Consider the following 22,553-nt stretch of genomic DNA (forward strand, 5'->3'; position numbering starts at 1 on the left):
AGGGCTTGCACCCTTATCGCGAAATGTACCGGCGGCAGGCTCTGTTTCACACCGCTCGCCCCTCTTTTTCATTCCGCCTAGTCAATCCCCCGCACAAAACGATTCCATTTTATATATTTTATGTTAAAATTATCAATAACCACACCGGAAAGGAGAGATTATCCGTTCTCATGTAACATGCAAATCAAGAAAGGACGCTGAACAATGGATCAAACAAAATTGAGCGTCTGGGAAAAGAATTACACGTTCCTTTTCATCTCCAGGCTAATCAAAATCTCGGCTGACTGTTTTGCCTTCAACTCTATTTTATGGTTCTTAATTTTTGACGGAAAAGGTGCAATCGGCACCTCCCTGCTTCTTGCCGTCACTTTCCTCCCCGAAGCCTTTTTGGCGCCAGTTACAGGGCCTTTAGTCAAAAGAAGCGCCCTGAAATTCTGGATGTATTTTTCGGATTTAACAAGAGCAGCCGTCGTCATTACAATACCGATTTGCTACTTAAACGGCTTTTCACCGATGTGGTTTGTTTTAGGGCTCATGATCATCCATTCGGCAACAGGTGCGACTTATAACCCGGCGTCGATTACGCTGATTCCGCAGATCGTGAACGAAAATCTCATCCAAAAAGCCAACGCGATTCTCCAGTCTTCTTCAGAAATCATCAGGCTGGGAGCCGTTACATTGTGCGGTGTGCTGCTGACTTTTATCGGTCCTGCAACGACTTTGGTCTTTTCATTTATCTTTTATATCATATCGGGCCTATTCGTGCTTTGCATCAAATACACCATCACCCGGAATCAATCACAATCTAAGTCTCTTGCTCAAAGAGGTACATATTTTGCGAGATTAAAAAGAGGATTTACATTGGTGAAAAACCACAAAATATTATATCCGCTGGCGATTTACTGCATCTTCATGAACCTGGCGGCTTCACCCTGGGAAGCCCTTTCTGCGGTATATGTTGCAGAGGATTTAAACGGAACGCCGTTCATCCACTCGCTGCTGAAGGCTACGACGGCAGGAGGAGCATTTTTACTTGGTTTTATCCTTGCAAAAGTAAAAATCAACAGGTACGGACTCCTTTTCATCACGGCAGGCATTCTTGAAGGTGCGGCTTATTTTATCGCTGGACTGAATACTTTCCTGCCGCTCGTATTTCTCGCAGCCTTTGCATTCGGAGCAGCCATCAGTTCGATCAATGTCCCCGAATTCACGATTATCCAGACATCTGTCGAAGGGGATGACCAGCCTCAAGTGTTCGCAGTCATCCATATGATCACAAATCTATCGCTTCCTTTAGGAGCAATTGCCTGTGGATATGCCGCAAAAACGCTTGGGGCGGGAAGCGTGATCGCAATCGGCGGCTTCATCGAAATCATTGCGGGCATCGGCATCCTCATATTCACTCAGCTTGCCAAAGCCCGGCAGTCAGATCTGGTCAAAGAAAAAGAAGCAAGCGCAAATATGTAGGCATGAATGGGACGGCCGCTGTTTCGCCGGGCCATTCGGACACGGCGGCGCCTATATCTTATTAAAAGGTTCCGGCTGACACACCGGAACCTCAATTTTATTCCTATGCTTCTACAGATCTAAAAAACTGCGGAAGATGCTCTTTATGCGCTTCAAGCATTTCGTCCAGTATTTGTTTCGCAATCTTGTCGGACGGAACGAGCGGGTTGATTGTCATGGCGACAAGCGCGGTGTTGTAATCACCTGTAACAGCCGCTTCAGCCGCAACGCGTTCGAATGATTTGATTTGCTGGACAAGGCCCCTCACGGTGACAGGCAAATCTCCGACCGCGATCGGTTTCGGCCCGTTTTTCGTCATGACACAGTTGACTTCCACTGCGGAGTCATCCGGAATGCTTGCGATCGCTCCGTTATTCATCGTGTTGACAGGCTGAATATCGTGCTTATCATTATAAATCGAGCTGATCAAGTTGCAGGCGGCATCACTATAATATGCGCCGCCGCGCTTTTCAAGCTGGGGCGGTTTGATCGCCAGCTCCGGATCTTTATACAGCTCAAACAATTCCTTTTCAACTTGCTGAACGACCTCTGCACGCGTCCCTTCCGTTTTTGAAGCCTCCAGTTCATGTTCAAGCATCTCCTGCGTTTTGTAGTAGTAGCGGTGGTAGCCGCACGGAATCAGGCCGAGCCCCCGGATAAAGTCAGGTTCCCACGATTCTCCGGAAATGTTTTTCATCGTCATCGCATTTTCGGGATCTGCCATCGCTTCGATCACTTTGTCTTTGACGCTGACGCCGTCCAGGAAAACGTCGAGTCCGAACACCATATGATTTAATCCGGCAAATTGAATGTTTATGCGGCTTTCATCAACATCAAGCGCTTTTGCAACCCCCATCTTCATGCCGATCGGCACATTGCAGAGCCCGACGACTTTTTTCAAATTAGAGTAGCGGAGCAGTGCTTCAGTCACCATGCCTGCCGGGTTGGTAAAGTTGACAAGCCACGCGTCAGGGCACAGTTCTTCGATGTCTTTTGCAATCTCAAGGATGACCGGAATGGTGCGGAGCCCCTTGAAAAGACCGCCCGGTCCATTTGTTTCCTGTCCGATCACCCCGTATTTTAATGGAATTCGTTCATCTTTTGCCCTCGCTTCGAGCAAACCGACACGGAATTGCGTCGTGACAAAATCAGCGTCTTTTAAAGCGTCCCTGCGGTCGAGCGTCAGATGGACTTCGATCGGGACGCCCGCTTTTTCGACCATTCGCTTCGCCAGCGTGCCGACGATATTGAGTTTTTCTTCCCCTTCCGGTATATCGACGAGCCAGAGCTCGCTGACCGGAAGTTGGTCATGCCGTTTGATTAATCCCTCGACAAGCTCGGGCGTATAACTAGAACCTCCGCCAATTGTTACGATTTTCAATCCTTTTTTCATCAATTGACACCTCCGTGGACATTCATTTTTTCATACAGCTCGACAATCTCCGCGGCCAAATCTTTCATGGTCATCGCATTCATTAAATGATCTTGGGCATGAATCATGAGAAGTGAGGGTTCGGTTTTCGCCCCCTTCGCTTCATTTTGAATCAAAGCTGTCTGAAAATGATGCGCCTTGATCAGTTCTTCGTCAGCCGCCCGGATCTTTTCTTTTGCAGCGGCGAAATCTCCCTTTTTGGCTTCGGCTATCGCTTCCATGCAAAAGCTCCTGCCGTTTCCTCCGTGAAGGATAATTTGAAATATCGTTCGTTCCAATTCCTCAGACATCTTGGCACCCCTTTTCTATACACTGGCCTGTTGACCGTCGCTTACGGCCGTTCCGGCCTCCAGTTCGCTCTCTTCTCTCAGCTTTTGTAGATCCCACATTCTAAAGAACGGATAGTATACGACAAACGAGATCAACAGATTAATCAACTGCATGACCGCTCCGGAAATTTTCCCTCCTGTTGCTAAATATCCGGAAAAGCCGGGCGGCATTGTCCACGGCACCGCAATCCCAGCCGGCTTTGCGACAAGACCTGTACTCATTCCAATATAGGTTGCCGTTAACATTAACAGCGGCGACACGATGAACGGAATCAGCAGCATCGGATTCATGACGATCGGCATGCCGAAAATAATCGGTTCGTTGATGTTAAAAATAGCGGGACCGATGGCTAATCTGCCGAGCTGTTTCATCTGTTTGCTTCGCGCTCTAACAAACATCGTAATGACCAAAGCCAAAGTGGCGCCGCTTCCGCCGATGTTAACCCAAATCTCAAAAAACTGTGTCGTAAATATGTTTGGGAGCGCTTCACCGGCTTGGAAAGCGAGACGGTTTTCGTCCATCGCACCGTACCAGATCGGCGACATCACTCCGCCGACAATGTTTGCTCCGTGAAGGCCGCAGGACCACAGCAGCATTTTCACAGTTTCGGCTATAAGGCTTCCGCCGAGACTGCCTCCAAGGATGGACAGAGGTGTGCCTAAAAGTACGTTGACGACATTATGGAGGCTTCCAAACGGCGTCATCTCAATTAAAAGGCGCGCCCCCCAAATCGAGCCGATAACGGCGAATCCCGGAATCAGAGCGATAAATGATTTGCTGACAGCCGGCGGTACGCCGTCCGGCATTTTGACGACAATATCCTTTTGAACGACCCAGCGGTAAACCTCAGTCGAGAACATTGCAATCAGCATGCCGACAAACAGACCTTTGCTTCCCATTAATGAAATCGGGATGCCGCCCGACACTAAAATTTCCTCTGTTGCGCCTTCCGGTGTGAACGGAATCTGGTAGGGGGTCGCAAGCAGAAAAGCTGCTACGGCAATGGCACCTGATGACAGAGCATCAATGTCGTATTTTTCGGCCAGCCGGTAGGCGATGCCGAACGTTGCGATCAGCGCCATAATGTCAAAGCTGACATTAACCGGGTAGCTTAATTTATCAGCCCATTGCTCGCCGAAAATCCCCGCCATGAATTCCGGATATCCCGGAATCGGCAAATTGGCTAAGATGAGAAACAGCGATCCGATAATGATTAATGGCATGGTCAGAATAATACCGTCTCTGAGTGCCTGCAAATGGCGCTGGGCGGCAATTCTGCCGGCAACCGGCATGACCTTCTCCTCTAAAAACGCATTAAACTTATTCACTTGTGCCGCCTCCTTTAAGAGCCGGCAAGCTGTTCGGCGGATTTTAACACTTCTGCCCCATTACAAGTTCCGTAATGGACCGTATTGATGACATCGACGGGTACACCTTTCGATTCTCCTAATTTTTTTAATTGCGGGAGCATGTAACGGACTTGCGGGCCAAGAAGCAATACGTCGGCTTTATCGATATGATTCTGAACCTCTCCTCCGGAAACGGCCCAGATTTTATAGTCTTTGCCTTGTTCCTCTGCACTTTTTTCCATTTTCGTCACAAGCAGACTCGTTGACATTCCTGCAGCGCAAGCTAGTAAGATATTCATGTTCATATGTCCCCCTTTTACGTATCTTGTATGATCTCTTTTACAGTTCCATCATACAATGAAACCGTTTTCATATACACTTAATGATTTTCCTCAGTGAAGAGGAAAAAAGACAAGGGGACATCTTCATTTTGCATATCGATGAGCCGGCCTGCTTTTTTTGAAGACGGACATAAACTCCCCGTACGTTTTGCATTTCAGAAGCTCCCGGACAATGACCCTGTCATCTAAAACACGGCCCAAAAATTTGTACATCTCTTGCAAATTTGCTGTATTGTCCTTTTCCACGCAAAGAAGGCAAACGAATTGAACCCTCTTATTCTCCCAGACTATCGGTTTTTGCAGCGTACAAACCGCCCAAAAAGTCGAATCGGTTTTTGGTGCCATCGGATGCGGAATTGCAACCAGATTACCGAAGCAAGTGGGCGCAACGGCCTCCCGTTCAAAGACGGAGGCTTCAAGCCCAGCGTCTGCAAGCCCTGATTGCATCACTTTTCCGCACAGAAAGCGGAGGACCTCCTCTCGGGAAGACAGACTTTCCTGCAAAAAGACGAGCTGTTTTTTCGTATAGGTCGAAGCGATTCCGTCATCTTCAGCAAGTACCTGTTCTATTTTCGTTAAATCTCCCCCTCCCAATATGGCGTTAACTTGAATCACCGGAATAGGAAGATCAGCGGACAGCGGTATGGTGCTGATGACAAAATCGAGTGCATGGAGAGACATTTGATTCAGCTTGTAGTAATCAACTGTTCCAAGGATTTCAAGCTTTGAACCGAATGTAGCCCGCAGTCTGTCTTGAAGCAGCATGGCGCTTCCGGCTCCTGACGCGCAGACAATCATGCAGCGTTTTGAGGGCCTGTTCATGTTTCGTCTTTCCATGGCTGCGCCGATATGCAGAGCGAGATAGCCGACCTCGCTTTCCTGAATGTCAAATCCCGTCTCTTTTTTGATGACTTCACCAGCTTGAATCCCGGCTTCAAATGCGAGGGGATAATTGGCTTTAATTGCGTCCAGCATCGGATTTCTGATATTCATGCCGTATCTGCAGCGATTCAGAGCCGGTTTCAGGTGAAGACCGAGACCGATTTTTAATTCTTTGTCATTCCCAATGCCAAGGGTAAATTTTTGATCGATGGCTTTCATGATCAATTTCGTCAGCCGGTCTGTCTCTTCATCCATCATATTTTCGATTGCATCGCTGCGAATGGAGGCCATAACCGTCCTTTTCGCGCCAAGCAGATGGATGGCGATGTAGGCCGTTTCTTTATCCGGAAATGCCACTTGCAGCTTTTGTTCAAGAGTGCGGACAATCTCCTTCGCCACTTCATATTCTTTATGATTCATAATCTCCTTTACATCTTTGGAATAAAGAGAAACATGTTTGCCGCTTCGAATACGTTTGCATGCAATGGCGACGTGAATGAGAAGGTTGTTTAGTCCGATATCTGAAAGAGAAATGTGATCTTCGCTTATTTTTTCTAAAATCGTCTGACGGATCATAGCCAGCTCTTCTTTTGGGAGGATAGATATCCGGGTGTTCATAATATCAATATCCGTTTCCCGCTTTGGAAAAAGGTGCTCTGCGATGCAGGATCGCAGCTTCATCTCATCTCCCTTCAGCTTAAAGCCGTAATTCGGTTTGATCTCCAGTTCGATGTCGTAAGGTTTAAGCCTTTTCTTCACATCTCTCATATCGTTTTGGACCGTCGATTTGCTGATAAACATCTCACCGGCTAAATCTTCAAGTTTGACATACTCCTCAGTTAAGAGAAGCCTTTTTAATAAATAGAGAATACGCTCATTCGGAAAAACGGGAGTAGAAAGCTCTTCATGAAATGTGTGCTGCAGAAGCTGGCGAAAGAGGCGGTCATTCTTGATGGAGAGCCGATAGCCTGCACCTCTGATCGATTGAACGGCAGCGCCGTTTTTGGAGAGAAGCCGGTCTAATTCTTTCACATCTGACCTGATCGTCCGAGAGGTCACATTTAGCTCATTGGCCAAATATGTGCTGGTTAACGGTGATTCTGCTCCTATCAATTCGCCGAGGATAAGCTTAAGCCGAGCATTGAGCATAGAAAAAGACCCTCCCACTAAGATACTTGAACCGAGACCAAACCCATACACTCAGGTATATTCATTCTTTTTGTGAAATTTGTCTCATAGTTAAGTAAATTCTATTATGGCTGCGCTTTCAAGTCAATTTGGCCTTTCTCCAAGAAAAAAAGCCGGTTACCCGGCTTTCAGATTCTTTTTCTCTCTTCGGCTTTTGATGATTTTCCATGCGATCGGATAGATGACAGGCGCCCATTTGACGGCGCTTTTAAACACTTTTTTCATAGCTTGACTCCCTCCTGTTTTTTTATTGTTTTCCCTGTTGAACGGGAGCCAAACCTTTTAACTATCTTGAGACATAGCGGTTTTCTTTTATCCAGAAACGCCAAGGGTATTCCCTCGCTTCTCCAGAGTTGTCAATTCCAATTCGCGGGCCGCACAAAATGTTCTGAGGTTCATATCCTTTTGCGATATAAAGCGGCGGCGATGTCAACGGTCTGCCGTAATCGTTCATCGTGATGGAAAGCGCTTTTGTCAGCTTTCCCGGTCCGTTCGTCCAATCGCGCGGTTTCTTTCCGCTCCTTCGCTTCTCCATCAGCGCGAGGCCTTCATGGGGTTCAAGCGCTCTGATCAGCACGGCCTCAGGTTCATCGGCTCCTCCGCTTACAACATTGATGAGTGTGTGGGTGTGCATGGTGTACGTATAGACCAAGCCGGCTTCATGATACATGATTTCCGTACGTTTCGTCCGGCGGTTGCCGTAGCTGTGCGCCGCTCTGTCCCCGGGCCCTCTATAAGCCTCTGTCTCCACAATATATCCTGAAGCAGTCCCTTCTTCTGTTTCCTTGACAAGAAGACAGCCTAACAGGGATTGAGCGAGTTCAATTGTTGGTTTGCTATAAAATTCGAGCGGGAGAGGTTCGTGAGCTGGATTCATTTTTAGGATGGCCTCCTTTTTGCTCAAAGGCGAAATGCCTCTTTGTCGATTGTGATATATTTTACCATTTTCGACAGACGGGATGCCAGAAAATGAAGGTGCCTTGATTAAGATGAGGATCTCCCATTGATTTTATTTTTCAGTCTTTCATGGATGACATTGACATATCTGTATTATTGTATACAATAATAATTATATTCTGAAAAAAGGAGGCGAAAGCTTTTTTCATGCACTCTTCAAATCCAGTCAAAAGACAGTCTGCAAGTGATTACGCTTACAATGAATTAAGAACGAAGATCATCGAACTTGAATACCCTCCCTCTGAACAGCTTGCTGAAGACAGTCTTGCAAAGGGTTTAAACATCAGCAGAACTCCTCTTCGCCAGGCTCTTTACCGGCTGGAGCTTGAAGGATTGGTCAGTAAACAGCCGAACGGCCGGCTTCGCGTATGCCCGATTTCGCTTGCTGAAGCGAAAGAGGTTTTTAAAGTTCGGGAAGCGCTTGAAGGACTGCTCACTGCCGAAGCCGCACAGCTGGTGACACCGGAGAGCCTTCATCAGCTTGAAGACCGCATCGAACTGATGAAACTGGCTGCCGTAAAGGGCCGCAAAACAGATACGGTCAAATACGGATCAGAATTTCATTCCATCTTGCACGCCATCAGCACAAACGCAACCGCAAAACGTTTTCTTGATCAGCTTGAAAGCAGGATTGAACGGTATCGCAGAATCAGCGGATACAAAAATCCTGACTACAAACCGTCTGTATCTTTCAATGAACACTTGGACATTTTTAATGCCGTCAAAGAAAAAAACAGCGTTTTGGCAGAAGCCGCCATGCGTTCCCACATTAAACGAAGCTTGCGTTCCATTGAAGAAACGCTGGAACGTTCATACTAATCCGCCGAACAGCCAATGCCATTCTCACAGCACGTTTTTGACACAAAAGTTAAAAAACGAATAAGAGGTGGAAAAATGGGCAAACAAGGTGTATTTAAACCGGGATTAGAAGGCGTTATTGCTGGGGAAACGAACATTTCCTTCTTAGATACGGAAGCGGAACAAATCGTCATTAAAGGCTATGATTTAATCGAACTTGCAGAACAAAAAACATATCTGGACCTCGTCTATCTCCTCCTTCAAAATAAACTGCCTGATCCAATGGAATTGCAAGGAATTGAAAGCGCTATAAAAAATTCGTATGAATTGCCCGGCGGAATCTATACCATTCTGAAGGCGCTTCCGAATAACACCCATCCGATGGATGCGCTCCGAACCGGGATTTCCGCTTTGGCTGGATATGATCTTGAATTGAATGACAGGTCTCCATCAGCAAACAGAAGCAAAGCGCTGCGCTTGATCGCACAGGTTCCGAATATTACCGCCAACAGCTACCGCATCCTTCATCAGAAAAATGTCATCACGCCTGATAAACAGCTTTCATTCAGCCAGAACTTTTTATACATGCTGGCGGAAAAAGAACCGACTCCGGAAGAAACAGCCGTCTTTGATCAGACATTAATGCTGTACAGCGAGCACGAAATGCCGAACTCCACATTTGCCGCAAGAGTCATCGCATCGACAAACACAGACATATACGGTGCTTTCACAGGCGCCGCTGCATCGCTTAAAGGACATTTGCACGGCGGCGCGAATGAAGCAGTGATGTACATGCTGCTCGAAGGAGAAACAAAATCGGGCTTCTGCAAGCTGATTGAGCATAAGTTAAGCAGAAAAGAAAAAATCATGGGCTTCGGGCACCGCGTCTATATGAGAAAAATGGACCCGCGCGCAGCCCTGTTGAAAAAGGCGCTCTATTCGCTATCTCATAAAACCGGCCGACAGGATTTATATGAAATGTGCGATGCCGGCGAAAAGCTGATGCGCGAAGAAAAAGGCCTGTATCCGAACCTCGACTACTATGCGGCTCCGGTCTATTACCTGCTCGGCATACCGATCGATCTCTATACTCCGATATTTTTCGCGGCACGTTCTGTCGGTCTAAGCGCGCATGTCATTGAACAGCACGAAGACAACAGGCTGTTCCGCCCGAGAGTTCACTATACCGGACCGCGTCATCTTCATCCATAGTTCGCCTTTGATTCAGAAAGAAGGGAGATAAATGTTATGAAAACAGAAAGTCAAACGCTCCAAAATTGCGATCAATTGCTGGAAGAGATCGCAGACTATACGGTAAATGCCAAGATTTCAAGCGAAGAAGCGATTGAAACCGCCCGCTACGTCTTAATGGATACACTGGGCTGCGGCATTTTGGCGCTCAAATACCCGGAATGCGCCAAACATCTCGGCCCGATTGCCCCGGGTACCGTCGTCCCGAACGGCACCCGCGTCCCGGGAACGCAATTTGAGCTCGATCCTGTTCACGGAGCCTTCAATATCGGCTGCATGGTTCGCTGGCTCGATTATAATGACACATGGCTGGCAGCCGAATGGGGCCACCCGTCAGATAACCTTGGAGCGATTTTAGCCTGCGCTGACTATGTCAGCAGGCAGCGGCTCGCGGCGGGCAAGGAACCGCTCACCATTCACGATGTATTAACGGCAATTGTGAAGGCTCATGAAATCCAAGGCGTCCTTGCTCTCGAGAACAGCTTAAACAGAAACGGGCTTGACCATGTGCTGTTTGTAAAAGTCGCCTCCACTGCTGTGGCATGCTCACTATTGGGGGGGACAAAACAGGATGTTGTCAATGCCGTCTCCCAAGCCTGGGTCGATAATTCAAGCCTGCGGACGTACCGTCACGCTCCGAATACCGGTTCGCGAAAGTCCTGGGCAGCCGGTGATGCGACAAGCCGCGGCGTGAGGCTCGCAATGATGACCTTGAAGGGCGAAATGGGATATAAAACCGCTTTGTCCGCTCCAATGTGGGGTTTTCAGGATGTCTTATTCGGCGGAAAAGAATTGACGCTCGCCAGACCGCTCGACTCTTATGTCATCGAAAATGTCCTTTTTAAAATTTCGTATCCGGCGGAATTCCACGCACAAACGGCTGCTGAAGCCGCGATCAAGCTTCACCCTGAAGTGAAGAACAGACTTGATAACATCGATCAAATCGTGATCACGACGCACGAATCGGCCATCCGGATTATCGACAAAACAGGAGAATTACACAATCCGGCTGACCGTGATCACTGCCTTCAGTATATAACAGCGATCGGGCTGATCTACGGCGATATTACCGCTGACCATTACGAAGACGAAACCGCGCAAAATCCGGAAATCGACAGACTGCGCGAAAAAATGACCACAGTCGAAAACAAACAGTATTCTACCGATTATCTCGACCCGGAAAAACGCTCGATCGCCAACGCTGTTCAAGTGTTTTACAAAGACGGCACACAATCGGAAAAAATCGCGGTCGAATACCCGATTGGTCATCGGCGCCGCCGCAACGAAGGCATCCCGCTGTTAAAAGAAAAATTCACCAATAACTTAAAAACGCGCTTTCCGGCGGGGCAAGCGGAGCGAATCAACGCCCTGCTGAATGACCCTCGCCAATTAAGCGGTACACCTGTGCCGGACTTTATGGAATTGTTTGTGATTTAGGAGGTTTTGAATATGTGGATTGTCTCGAAACAATCAACTCAGGAAGAACTGGCCAATACATTCAGAAAGCTGATGAAAGCGCCTGATATTTTGAAAATACCAGGCGTTCATGACGGGATGGCAGCCATTACCGCAAAAAACATCGGCTTCAAAGCGCTCTACCTCTCCGGGGCAGCCTACACGGCAAGCCGCGGACTCCCTGACCTCGGAATGATTCATTCCCAGGAAATCGCTGAAAAAGCCAGCGAACTTGTGAGAGCCGCAAATCTTCCGCTTTTGGTCGATATCGACACCGGCTACGGCGGTGTCCTAAATGCGGCGCGCACGGCGGCCGAAATGGCTGAAAGCCGGGTCGCAGCCGTTCAAATCGAAGATCAGCAGCTGCCTAAAAAATGCGGACATTTAAATGGAAAGACGCTTGTCCCGGCAGAAGACATGATCGCAAAAATTAGAGCGATAAAAGAAACCGCCCCTTCACTCGTCATTGTGGCACGCACGGATGCAAAAGCAGCGGAAGGAATGGAGGCCGCCGTCAGACGCGCCAATTTATATGCCGACGCGGGAGCCGATGCCATCTTTCCGGAAGCATTAACGAGCGCAGCCGAGTTCAAGGAAATGGCCTCATCCATTAAAGCGCCGCTCCTCGCCAATATGACCGAATTCGGAAAAACGCCTTATTACACGGCTGCCGAATTCCAAATGCTCGGCTGCAGCATGGTTATTTACCCGGTAACCTCCCTGCGCGCTGCCGCAAAAGCTTATGAACGGGTCTTCGCAGAAATTTTCGAAAAAGGCACGCAAAAGGGTGTGCTCGATGACATGCAGACGCGCGAAGAATTATATGATGCGATTCAATACTACGACTATGAAAAATTGGACGAAAATATCGCCAAAACGGTGCTTCCCGAAATCGGAAAAGAACACCGTTAATACGAGAAAAAAGGCTGCCGAATTGTCGGCAGCCTTCTCCATTTACAGCAATTGCATCAATGCACCGCCGGCAGCACCGGCCGCAACGATGATCCACGGCGGAAGCTTCCAGTAGACAAGCAGGCTGAATAAAACCGCGGCGAATGCAAAATCGACCGGCGCCAATATCGAGCTGGTCCAGATCGGCTGATAAAACGCGGAAATCAATATTCCCACAACGGCTGCATTCACTCCCATTAAAGCGCCTTTCACTTTAGGATTGCGGCGCAGCGTATCCCAGAAGGGCAGCGTCCCCAGAATCAGCAGGAATGCCGGCAGAAAAATCGCCGCTGTGGCGAGCAATCCGCCTTGCCAACCGTTGATCACCGCACCAAGATATGCAGCGAATGTAAACAAAGGCCCCGGAACAGCTTGAGCGGCTCCATACCCGGCTAAAAATGCCTCTTCGCTTAACCAGCCCGTCGGAACAAATTCCCGTTCTAATAACGGCAGGACCACATGCCCTCCGCCGAAGACTAAAGAACCCGACCTGTAAAAACTGTCAAACATGGCAATCCAGCTGGAAGATGTCAGTTCTCTGAGCATCGGCAGCAGTATGAGAAGCCCGAAAAACAAGCTGAGACAAACCGCCGCAAAACGGCGCGACACTGGAAACCGCATGACAGAATCATCTGTCTCAACTTGCTCTTTATAGATGAGATAACCGGCGAAAGCGGCGAGCAGGATGACTCCGACCTGTGTAAAAGCCGTCTGCCAGAGAAGGGTGGCGACTAGAGCAAACAGCGCGATCGCCTTGCGCCTTTTATCAGGTGTCAGCTTTTGCGCCATCCCCAAAACAGCATGGGCGACTACGGCTACGGCTACGATTTTCAACCCATGAATCCAGCCGGCTGTCCCGATATCGAAGCCTTGCAGAATCATAGCAAATAATACGAGTGCTATGACAGATGGGAGAGTAAACCCGATGAACGCTAGGATGCCTCCAATGATGCCGGCTCGCATGACGCCGATTCCGATCCCCACCTGGCTGCTGGCAGGGCCGGGCAGGAACTGGCATAAAGCGACCAGATCGGCATAGTTTTTTTCGTCCATCCATTTTCTTTTGCGGACATATTCGGCATGAAAATATCCCAAATGGGCGATCGGGCCTCCGAACGATGTCAATCCAAGCCTGGTTGAAACAAATAGAATTTCAAGCAGCGACCTCAAGCTTCTGTCCGCTTTATGCTTTGTCATCATTTCACTCCTCTATTCTTTAATTTCTTTAAACAGTTCATATGCTTTCAACCTTGCTTCCTTCAGTACGCTTACTCCTTTTTCCGTAGTTGAGTAGTATTTTCTGATTTTCCCGTCCACATTCTGTTCTTCTTTTCGAAGAAGTCCGTCAGATTCCATTGAATGAAGGATCGGATACAGCGTTCCCGCACTGATGTTATATCCGTGCTCTTTCAATTCCTCAAGCATCCACAAGCCGAAAATCGGATGTTCGCTGGCGTGGTGCAAAATATGAATTTGAATAAATCCCAGAAATAGCTTTCGCAATACTTTATCTTCCAATACCGCACCCCCTTTAACGAAACTCAATATCGAAATCCGATATCGACAGTTTATAACGAAAGTGTAGCATCGGTTCTCTCTCTTTTCAAGGTCTTTTGCCATTAAAAAAACAAGCCCAAACATGGGCTTGCCTGTTTCAAACATTTACGACTGATACTGTACACGATGAAGATTCGCAAAAATACCGCCGCGCTCAACCAGTTCATCATGTGTTCCTTCTTCTGCGATTCCGTTTTCTGTCACGACCACAATCCGGTCGGCATTGCGGATCGTAGCAAGTCTGTGAGCAATGACAAGCGTCGTCCTGTCTTTTGCGAGCTCTGTCAAAGCGTTTTGAATCACCTGCTCCGTCTCTGTGTCAAGTGCTGATGTGGCTTCGTCCAATATGAGAATCGGCGGATTTTTAAGAAACATCCTGGCGATTGCGATCCTTTGCTTTTGGCCCCCTGACAGCTTCAGCCCTCTTTCGCCGACTTGGGTCTCATAACCGTCCGAGAGCGACTCGATCAGCTGTTCTAAATGCGCCATTTTGGCGGCCCGCTGAATCTCTTCATCTGTCGCATCCAGTTTTCCGTAGGCGATGTTTTCGCGGAGCGTCCCCGTAAAAAGAAACACATCCTGCTGGACGATGCCGATTTGCGAACGGAGAGAACGTTTTGTCATGTCGCGAATATCGATGCCGTCAATTGTGATAGACCCGCCGTCTATATCATAAAAACGCGGAATCAGCGAGCTGATCGTCGTTTTGCCCGCTCCCGAAGGGCCGACAAAAGCGACCGTTTCTCCGGCTGTAATTGACAGATCGACGCCTTGCAGAACAGGTTTATGTTTTTCATAGCCGAACGTCACATTCTTGAAGACGATGTTTCCTTCCAACAGCGGAACATCAATCGCATCTTTGCGGTCGACAATCTGCGGCTTTGTATCGATCAACTCCGTAAACCGCTTAAATCCTGCCATTCCTTTCGGATAAAGCTCCAAAATGGCGCTGATTTTATCAATCGGCTTAAACAACACGTTGACATAAAGAACAAACCCGACGAATTCCCCGTAGGACATATTTCCGGAAAAACTGAGCCAAGCTCCGTACACAAGCACTGCCAGAATCATCAGCCGCGTCATCAAAAAGGTCCCGGCAGTCGTGAGAGCCATCGTTTTGTAGCCTTTCAGCTTCGCCTTGCGGAACTTTTGATTGTTCTTTAAAAACCGGGAAATCTCAAAGTGCTCATTCGTAAAAGATTGAACGACGCGAACGCCTGAGACGCTGTCCTCAACCCTGGCGTTAACATCGGCGATTTCGCTGTACATCTGGCGCCAAGCGCGGTTCATCCTGATATTTGAATAAGTGATTAAAATAATCAATAACGGCACAAACAGAACAGCAACCAAGGCAAGCTTCACATTAATCGTCAGCATGATCCAAAATGCACCGAAAAAGGTCATCACGGCGATGAACAAATCCTCCGGTCCGTGATGGGCCAGCTCTCCGATATCAAACAGATCATTTGTGATGCGGCTGATGATATGTCCAGTTTTTGTATTGTCAAAGTATCGGAAAGATTGGCGCTGTACATGTTGGAAAAGCTCCTGGCGCATATCCGTTTCAATATTGATGCCGAGCTTATGCCCGAGATAATTGACAATGTATTGCAGGCCCGTGCTGAGCAAATAAATCAGTAAGAGGCCGATGCTTACCCAGACAATTTCAAGCCAGTCTCCCCCGGGAATCAGCGTATCGATGAACCACTGAACGACTAGGGGAAAAGCCAGCTCAAGCACTGCGACGATGATCGCACTGCTGAAATCGATGAAGAACAGACGTTTATGAGGTTTATAGTATGAAAAAAAGCGGCGTATCATAAGATGATGTGCACTCCTTTTGAGAATCTTTACGAGATTGATCGTATCACAGTTTGGCATCGGAAGTGCAAAAATTTTGAAAAATAATTGAAAATTATTCTCAAGTAGACTGTTTTATAAAGGAATTCCCGTTTCTTTTGCTCCCTGTGCAACAAGCTTAGCCATCTCATTTGCACCGAAATCGCAAAAATGGGTGTCATCCCTGGCTCCGTCCGGATAGTTGGGTTGTTCCCCCGGTTCAAGCCATAAAAACAGCTTTTTGGAAGCTTCCGGGCCCAGCGATTCAAGCAATTGACGGCTTTTGGAGGCGAGATCGATGAGCGGCACCCGAAGCTCTTCCGCAAGCTGTATCATCGCATCAGGATAGTCGCCGTGGGTATTTTTGAACCGGCCGTCGCTTTCAAATGATCTTCTCTGGACCGGTGTAATGAGGACCGGATTGGCTTTTTTTAACCGGGCGTCATCTATATACCGGCGCAAGTGCTGCTTGTAAGTCGTATATGGCTCTGTATAGCGATCATCCGGCTTTTGGTCGTTATGACCAAACTGGACAAACAAATAATCGCCGCTTCGGATCTGTGTCATGATTCGCTCCAGCCTGCCTTCTTCAATAAAGCTTTTTGAACTTCTCCCTGATGCCGCTTCATTGCGGATCAAAACACCGTCTCTTAAAAACGCGCCAATTTTCTGTCCCCAGCCTGCACGCGGCGCCCTGTCGCTATCATAATCGCAAACCGTTGAATCCCCGGCCAAAAACAACTGAACGTCTCTCATTATCCATCCCCCTCATTCCATTTTGTTTTATATTAAAAGGCCCCTCAAAGAATCGCAACCCAACATACATATTTGCCCATTTTGTTCTTTATACGACTCCTTTTTATAAAAAAGGCTATAAATTGATAAAAAACTATCAATTTATACTAATTTTTTTTAGAAATTTATCTAAAAATATTTACTTGGATGGTAAATGGTGATAGATTAAGTAAACAAGAAAAGGAATATAGTTGATCGCGATCTCGTTTCTACCTTTTCTTGAAAATAATGGGACGTCCTCTACTTTTTAACTTTAACATTGCATTTAGGAGGAACTTATCGATGCTTAAACGAAAATTCATTCGCAAAATCAGTGTTGGTCTATTAGCTTCTGCAGCATTGTTTTCATTTATCATTCCTACCCAAGGGGCAAATGCCCAAGAGGTGAAAACAAATCATTTTAGAGGACCGATCTTTTGTCCGCCGCCATTCAAGCCGTGGCCTAAGCCGCAGCCGCCTCAAAAACCGCAGCCGGATTATCCGCAACCGGATAACCCGACTCAGAAGCCTGTGCTTGAGGCAAAAACCATTAACAGCAATAAAGAGTGGTCAACTTCTGACATCGAAATTACTTATAAACCAAACACTTTTGTCGGTTCAAGCTATGTTGAATTTCATTTTCCATACCGTTTTCATGCAAGCACAAGAGATACACTAAATGGAAAAACACTTGACTATACACAAATTTTAAATGATGGACAAACGGTCCGAGTTCCCGTCTATGCTTTAAGCTCTTCTGAGTTCAAATTAGTGATGGTTCGGAAAACGCTCCCAAATGCAGGGACTCACAGAATTACTGCTGAACTGCAACAAAATGGAAAAAACATCAACCATGCTGAAACAACTTTGGAGATTGTTCCTCGTTAAATCAATGTTCGGCCTGCCGGCATCAATTTGCCGGCAGCCGTTCTGCTGTATTTCCCTTTACATATCATGCATTTTTTAAAAGTTTTTAGAATTTTTCTCAAAAAATATTTACTTGAATGGTAAACGGTGATAGATTGATGGAGCAGGAAAAGGAATATAGTAGATGATGAACTTATTTTTTCCTTTTTCATCTTTTTTAACAACATTCATTAGGAGGGGGAAGTACATGTTAAAACGTAAATTTATCGGTAAAATGGGAGTCGGGCTATTAACTTCAGCAGCATTGTTTTCTTTCATTCTTCCGACGGAGGAAGCGAGCGCCACTTTTTTCAGAAACGCTCCGACGCTTCATGTCGAAACGGTTGACAGCAACAAAGAGTGGACAACCTCAGACATTGAAGTCACTTACAAACCGAACTCTTTTGTCGGTGCAAGCTATGTTGAATTTAACTTTCCATACCGCTTCCATGCGAACACAAGAGATTCGCTGAACGGCAGAACACTGAACTATACACAAATTTTAAATGACGGGCAAACCGTCAGAGTGCCGGTTTATGCTTTCAGCTCTTCTGCGTTCAAACTGGTCATGGTTCGGAAAACGCTTCCAAACGCAGGAACCCACAGAGTCACTGCGGAGCTGCAAAAGTTCGGACGAAACTACAACCACGCTGAAGCTACAGTTGATATCCTGCCACGCTAAAACATTTCAGCCTGCCGGCAAAAGAACCGGCAGGCTTTTTTCATTTAAGCGCTGCCCGCCGAACCAGCATGTTAAAACAAGCGAGCGCGCTTATATTGCAAAACAGAATGACGACTGCCATCGGTAAAGCTGTATGGCTTCCGCCAATACCGACGAGCGGCGCCGCGGCAGCTCCTAAAATAAACGGAAGCAGTCCTAAAAGCGCAGATGCGCTTCCGGCCGATTTACCCTGGCTCTGCATCGCTAAGGATCCGCTGGTCGTCGTCACGATTCCGATGCAGGAAACCACGACAAACAGCGGAATTAAAATCAGAATCAGCGGTGCTTTGAAAAAGACAGAAACAAATAAAACAACGCTTGCGGTAAAAGACAGCAGCAAACCGCTCCGCAAAAGGGAAGCTTCGCCGAACCGGCCGGCAAGCCTGCCCGTAATCTGGGCCGCGATAATGATGCCCAAGCCGTTTAATGCGAAACAAAAACTAAAGGCTTGCGCCGACAATTTGTAAATGTCCTGCAAAACAAACGGAGAGGCCGATATATAGCCGAACATCCCCGCTACGATCAGCCCTTGCGCCAAAGCGTATCCCATAAATGTGCGCTGGCCGAAGAGCCTTCCAAATGATACAAACGTCTCTTTAAACCCGCCTGCCGTGCGGTTTTCCGGAGACAGCGACTCTTTCACCCCGAATATCACGGACAAAATCATCAGCAAGCCAAAAAGGCCGATAATGAAAAATACGCCGTTCCAAGTCGTCCATTTCATCAGCTGGCCGCCCGCTACCGGGGATATGATAGGCGCAATCCCGTTAACCAGCATCAAGAGCGAAAAGAACTTTGTCAATTCTGTACCAGAATATAGATCACGGGCAATCGCGCGTGATATGACGATGCCGCCTGCACCCGCTGCACCTTGAATAAAGCGCATCGCAATCAAGAGCCATACAGAGGATGTCATAGCACATAAAAATGAGGCCGCGGCAAAAACGGACAGCGAAACGATCAGCGGGAGCCTTCTTCCAAGGACATCGCTGAAAGGACCGATGACAATTTGGCCGATTGCCAGCCCCAGTAAACACGATGTTAAACTGAGCTGAACGACGGAAGCATTCGTATGTAAATCAGATGCCATCTGTGGAAGGCCGGGCAAATATAAATCGATCACAACCGGACCGATTCCCGATAAAATACCCAATATGACAGCGATCCATACCCTGTTCGGCTTAGCTTTTGACTGAGCCGCAAGATCTGCCTGGCTGTTAAGCGTACCCATTGGATCACTCCTTTTTTATATTTTGAAATACGCCCTCGAAACCTTCCAATGTATTGTACACCTTAAGCTATGAAGATAACAATTAGAAAAACCGGGCAAGCCCGGCTGATTAGTAAGATTCATATCTTTTAAAAACAAAAACGGTGCACATGAACAAAAGAAGCACAATTCCCAAAGACGAAAACACCATCCAGCCGAAAGCATTATCCCATGAACCGTGCATGATAAAATAGTCAGCCTGGCTTTTCGCCTTATCAGGCATCCATTCGGTAAAACGGGGAAATAAGGAACCCGCCAGTGAAACGAAGGCGATGGAACTGATGCTCATGCCGGCAATCCCCCCGATACGGCGAAACAGGGCACCGAAAAACATCGTGACCGACATGACAAATACAATCCATATACTGTACACGAATAAACTAAATAAGAACCGGTCAAATTCAACCTTTCCGAATAGAAGGTTTGTATAATAAAAAGCTAACCCGTAGCTCACAGCAAACGAAACCAATACGAGCAGCACCTGCTGAAGCCACTTGCTGCCGATATACTGCAGCGGGCTGACAGGTCTCGCCATCACCAATGAAAGGGATCCTTGGTTTCGTTCGTGGACAATGCTGCCCATCACACTGAAAACGAAAATTGCAGTACCAATCGTGCCGAACTGGGACAAGGTGCTCGCCATCACCTCTTCACTTCCCGGCTTTGGTATGTCGATCACAGCTCCCTCAGGCAAATTCCCGGCCATATCGATAATCTGAGGCATATAATACAGGGTGAGCGGCTGAATCAAGCCCAGAAGGATCAAAATGACTGGCAGCCAAAGCAGCTTTCCGTCCCTCCAGCTTTCCGTCCATTCTTTTTGAAATAACATAAAAAATGAATTCATAGCCCCATCACCTTCAAATACATATCTTCCAAGGACATCGTTTTTTGTTCAAAACGAACAATCGATACTTGCCTGCTCAAGCATTCAGCCAACAGCCGGCGGCTGTCAGACCGATCTGTTAAATAAAATTCAGCTTGTGAAGGCTTATGATACACGACTTTGCTGACATAAGGCAGGTGTTCCAGCCATCCTTCAAGGCTCTCTTCAGCTGTCAGGATATAAGATGGCTTTAAATGCCGATTCTTCAATCTGTGAAGCGGACCTGACCATTTGACAGCCCCTTCTTTCAGCATGATCACTTGATCGCACACCTCTTCGGCATCATGCAGCACATGAGTCGAAAATAGAATTGTCATCTTCTTTTTTAATTCTTTCATCATATCAAGGACTTCGCGCCGCCCCGCCGGATCGAGCGCAGAAACAGGTTCATCCAAAATCAACAGGCTCGGCTCATGAACCAAAGCCTGCGCAAGCCCGAGCCTTTGCTTCATTCCTCCTGAAAAACCGCTGATTTTCCGGTCTTCTTCCTTTTCCAGACCGACATAGCGCAAAGCGGTTCGACTCTTTTCCAGGGCTTCACGACGTTTCATTTTAGAAAGTCTTGCAGCAAACACCATATATTCCAAAGCTGTCATCCATGAAAAAAACGCAGGATGCTGAGGCAAATATCCGATTTCCAGCCTGTTTATCGATTCCCTCCCCAAAAAGCGGATGCCTCCTGATGTAGGCGCCAATAAACCGGAAAGCATTTGCAATGTCGTCGTTTTTCCCGCTCCGTTCGGCCCGAGAAGGGCAACGCATTGCTGATATTCAAGGTCGAAGCTGACATTTCGGACAGCTTGGTGCTGCTGATACATTTTTGTTAAACCATTGACGGACAGCATCACACCCGCCTCCTCTCATATGTTTTTTTACCGATGATAAAGTAAGAGACGGGACCGACAAAACTGATCCCGAAAATGATCAAAATCCACATCCACTTTGGGCCATTCGTTTTCTCCTGTTTGATGCAATTGACCAATGCGGACACTGCTAAAATGAAATACAGAACAATGAAAGGAGCGAGCAGCGCCCAAGGTATATCTGTTTCAGTCATGATGACGGCCTCCTTTTCTTATGAAACGGCCTTACAACAAATAAATAATAGAATAATAAAGGCATCGGTGTTTGGATCAAGCCCCATATGCCCCAAAACCACGCATTGGCTCCTTTTTTCTTCGCATTAAGAAATAGAAAGATACTCTGCGCAAATAAAAGCGGTGAAATGTAAAGCAGCAGCATCAATTTTTCCTGAGTCATATCAAGATTCATTTAATCAGCCTCCCCGTCAGCCGCACGCCGCCTTTTTTCTAATAAGGCGAGCGCCGGCAGAAATATAAGCGCCGCACCCTGCACCATGATAAAAACAGCCGGCACTTGAACGGAAATCGTCAAGTAAGCCGATAAAATCACCAGCGCCATGACGATAAAACAAAGCAATTCCTTTTTGAGCGCCCGCTTGCGTTCTTGCTTAAACCGCGCTAAACGCTGATTCAGTTCAAATACTTGAGGAACCGGCGGCACAAAAGTATCATCCATTCTTTCGAGTTCGCGTTTCAACTGTGTAATCGTTTCTTTTTCGTCTCGGTCGTTCACTGTCCCCACTCCTTTCGAATCTTCTTTAATCCATGATGCACGCGCGATTTGACGGTACCTTCTTTTATTTTCAGCATGTTTGCCACTTCAGGATAAGTAAACCCGTAATAGTGCCTTAACAAGATTGGCATTCTGAACTCTGGCTCAAGAGCAGCAAAAAGCTCCAAGTATTCGCTCCATTCGTGGCCGTGAAGGGCAGACTTCCATTTCATTTTTCGCAAGGCTTCCTCTCCTGCTGCTTGCGTTTTGCGGTTTTCGCGTTTTTTCCGGCGCTGATGGTCGATAAACAGCCGGGAAGCAATTGAAATCAGCCATGTTGAAAATTTCGCGTTGCCTTGAAACTGATGAAGGCTGACATACGCTTTCAGCATCGTTTCCTGGACCAAGTCCTCTGTGAGATCTGGGTTCAGCGTTAATTTCAGAACATATTGATATACAAAAGGATAGTGAAGCTGAAACAGTATCGTAAAAGCCTCATCTTCCCCGTCTTTTGCCCGTATGATCAGTTCTTTTTCATCTGCTTGATCCACTAAAACGCCTACCCCCTTTCTTTTTGTCTCTGTA

At 47.2% G+C, this 22,553-nt stretch carries 24 protein-coding genes; 7 read left to right on the forward strand and 17 right to left on the reverse strand.

The annotated features are described in order from the left end of the window. Nucleotides 1-204 precede the first annotated feature (204 nt). Nucleotides 205-1,467 (forward strand): MFS transporter, encoded by a 1,263-nt coding sequence (locus tag M1D59_RS20770; protein WP_065644419.1) that lies wholly within the window; start codon nt 205-207, stop codon nt 1,465-1,467. 103 nt (nt 1,468-1,570) lie between these two features. Here M1D59_RS20770 and licH read toward each other — a convergent pair whose 3' ends face one another. From licH to M1D59_RS20800, 6 genes are all read right to left on the reverse strand, one after another. Then, nucleotides 1,571-2,899, reverse strand: coding sequence for a 6-phospho-beta-glucosidase LicH (gene licH / locus M1D59_RS20775; protein ID WP_224146308.1), 1,329 nt, complete (start codon nt 2,897-2,899; stop codon nt 1,571-1,573). Beyond that, the gene (locus tag M1D59_RS20780; protein WP_020453402.1) at nt 2,899-3,228 is read right to left on the reverse strand and encodes a PTS lactose/cellobiose transporter subunit IIA; all 330 of its coding nucleotides are present in this window, start codon (nt 3,226-3,228) and stop codon (nt 2,899-2,901) included. Before M1D59_RS20780 ends, licH begins: the two co-directional genes overlap by 1 nt. Before the next feature lie 15 nt (nt 3,229-3,243). Beyond that, a complete protein-coding gene (gene celB, locus M1D59_RS20785) occupies nt 3,244-4,596 on the reverse strand; it encodes a PTS cellobiose transporter subunit IIC (RefSeq protein WP_020453403.1) in 1,353 nt (450 codons plus the stop codon). 14 nt (nt 4,597-4,610) lie between these two features. Continuing rightward, nucleotides 4,611-4,916, reverse strand: a complete 306-nt coding sequence (gene licB, locus M1D59_RS20790; RefSeq protein ID WP_003186297.1) for a PTS lichenan transporter subunit IIB — start codon at nt 4,914-4,916, stop codon at nt 4,611-4,613. Nucleotides 4,917-5,042: 126 nt separating this feature from the next. Then, nucleotides 5,043-6,989 carry a BglG family transcription antiterminator gene (locus M1D59_RS20795; RefSeq protein ID WP_020453405.1) on the reverse strand — a complete coding sequence of 649 codons (1,947 nt, stop codon included), beginning with the start codon at nt 6,987-6,989 and terminating at the stop codon, nt 5,043-5,045. Nucleotides 6,990-7,314: 325 nt separating this feature from the next. Continuing rightward, nucleotides 7,315-7,905 (reverse strand): DNA-3-methyladenine glycosylase, encoded by a 591-nt coding sequence (locus M1D59_RS20800; protein ID WP_195257883.1) that lies wholly within the window; start codon nt 7,903-7,905, stop codon nt 7,315-7,317. A gap of 227 nt (nt 7,906-8,132) precedes the next feature. On the opposite strand from M1D59_RS20800, the gene M1D59_RS20805 reads away from it, so the two are divergent. The 4 genes from M1D59_RS20805 (at nt 8,133) to prpB (ending at nt 12,401) form a co-directional block, all read left to right on the forward strand. After that, on the forward strand, nt 8,133-8,804 hold the full coding sequence (locus M1D59_RS20805) for a GntR family transcriptional regulator (protein WP_003186304.1): 672 nt from the start codon (nt 8,133-8,135) through the stop codon (nt 8,802-8,804). A 75-nt stretch (nt 8,805-8,879) separates the two neighbouring features. Next, nucleotides 8,880-9,995 carry a citrate synthase gene (gene mmgD, locus M1D59_RS20810; RefSeq protein ID WP_458117657.1) on the forward strand — a complete coding sequence of 372 codons (1,116 nt, stop codon included), beginning with the start codon at nt 8,880-8,882 and terminating at the stop codon, nt 9,993-9,995. Between the two features lie 36 nt (nt 9,996-10,031). After that, entirely contained in the window at nt 10,032-11,471 is a 1,440-nt protein-coding gene (locus M1D59_RS20815) for a bifunctional 2-methylcitrate dehydratase/aconitate hydratase (RefSeq protein WP_144498531.1), read from the forward strand. Between the two features lie 12 nt (nt 11,472-11,483). Then, nucleotides 11,484-12,401 (forward strand): methylisocitrate lyase, encoded by a 918-nt coding sequence (gene prpB / locus M1D59_RS20820; protein ID WP_458117658.1) that lies wholly within the window; start codon nt 11,484-11,486, stop codon nt 12,399-12,401. 42 nt (nt 12,402-12,443) lie between these two features. Here prpB and M1D59_RS20825 read toward each other — a convergent pair whose 3' ends face one another. The 4 genes from M1D59_RS20825 to M1D59_RS20840 form a co-directional block, all read right to left on the reverse strand. Then, nucleotides 12,444-13,637, reverse strand: a complete 1,194-nt coding sequence (locus M1D59_RS20825) for a chromate transporter (protein WP_458117659.1) — start codon at nt 13,635-13,637, stop codon at nt 12,444-12,446. Between the two features lie 12 nt (nt 13,638-13,649). After that, nucleotides 13,650-13,958 carry a PadR family transcriptional regulator gene (locus M1D59_RS20830; RefSeq protein ID WP_026580302.1) on the reverse strand — a complete coding sequence of 103 codons (309 nt, stop codon included), beginning with the start codon at nt 13,956-13,958 and terminating at the stop codon, nt 13,650-13,652. A gap of 144 nt (nt 13,959-14,102) precedes the next feature. Continuing rightward, complete coding sequence (locus M1D59_RS20835) at nt 14,103-15,818, reverse strand: ABC transporter ATP-binding protein (protein ID WP_458117660.1); 1,716 nt, start codon at nt 15,816-15,818, stop codon at nt 14,103-14,105. A 114-nt stretch (nt 15,819-15,932) separates the two neighbouring features. Further along, the gene (locus M1D59_RS20840; RefSeq protein ID WP_035337979.1) at nt 15,933-16,595 is read right to left on the reverse strand and encodes a rhamnogalacturonan acetylesterase; all 663 of its coding nucleotides are present in this window, start codon (nt 16,593-16,595) and stop codon (nt 15,933-15,935) included. Between the two features lie 318 nt (nt 16,596-16,913). On the opposite strand from M1D59_RS20840, the gene bslB (M1D59_RS20845) reads away from it, so the two are divergent. Further along, on the forward strand, nt 16,914-17,498 hold the full coding sequence (bslB, locus tag M1D59_RS20845; protein ID WP_023856952.1) for a biofilm surface layer hydrophobin BslB: 585 nt from the start codon (nt 16,914-16,916) through the stop codon (nt 17,496-17,498). Nucleotides 17,499-17,724: 226 nt separating this feature from the next. Further along, a complete protein-coding gene (bslB, locus tag M1D59_RS20850) occupies nt 17,725-18,198 on the forward strand; it encodes a biofilm surface layer hydrophobin BslB (protein WP_023856950.1) in 474 nt (157 codons plus the stop codon). Nucleotides 18,199-18,238: 40 nt separating this feature from the next. Here the strand turns inward: bslB (M1D59_RS20850) and M1D59_RS20855 are convergent, their stop codons facing one another. From M1D59_RS20855 to sigY, 7 genes are all read right to left on the reverse strand, one after another. Next, nucleotides 18,239-19,468 (reverse strand): multidrug effflux MFS transporter, encoded by a 1,230-nt coding sequence (locus M1D59_RS20855; RefSeq protein WP_145625119.1) that lies wholly within the window; start codon nt 19,466-19,468, stop codon nt 18,239-18,241. A 109-nt stretch (nt 19,469-19,577) separates the two neighbouring features. Beyond that, nucleotides 19,578-20,354, reverse strand: coding sequence for an ABC transporter permease (locus M1D59_RS20860; protein ID WP_145625121.1), 777 nt, complete (start codon nt 20,352-20,354; stop codon nt 19,578-19,580). Beyond that, on the reverse strand, nt 20,351-21,238 hold the full coding sequence (locus M1D59_RS20865) for an ABC transporter ATP-binding protein (protein ID WP_020453419.1): 888 nt from the start codon (nt 21,236-21,238) through the stop codon (nt 20,351-20,353). The genes M1D59_RS20860 and M1D59_RS20865 overlap by 4 nt, the downstream gene beginning before the upstream one ends. Then, nucleotides 21,238-21,450, reverse strand: a complete 213-nt coding sequence (locus M1D59_RS20870) for a PLD nuclease N-terminal domain-containing protein (protein WP_020453420.1) — start codon at nt 21,448-21,450, stop codon at nt 21,238-21,240. The genes M1D59_RS20865 and M1D59_RS20870 overlap by 1 nt, the downstream gene beginning before the upstream one ends. Beyond that, complete coding sequence (locus M1D59_RS20875; protein WP_020453421.1) at nt 21,447-21,665, reverse strand: hypothetical protein; 219 nt, start codon at nt 21,663-21,665, stop codon at nt 21,447-21,449. The genes M1D59_RS20870 and M1D59_RS20875 overlap by 4 nt, the downstream gene beginning before the upstream one ends. Further along, on the reverse strand, nt 21,666-21,989 hold the full coding sequence (locus M1D59_RS20880) for a YxlC family protein (RefSeq protein WP_020453422.1): 324 nt from the start codon (nt 21,987-21,989) through the stop codon (nt 21,666-21,668). It lies immediately after the preceding gene. Then, on the reverse strand, nt 21,986-22,519 hold the full coding sequence (gene sigY / locus M1D59_RS20885; RefSeq protein ID WP_023856948.1) for an RNA polymerase sigma factor SigY: 534 nt from the start codon (nt 22,517-22,519) through the stop codon (nt 21,986-21,988). Before sigY ends, M1D59_RS20880 begins: the two co-directional genes overlap by 4 nt. Between the last annotated feature and the right edge of the window lie 34 nt (nt 22,520-22,553).

Source organism: Bacillus sp. PK6-026 (assembly GCF_054161455.1).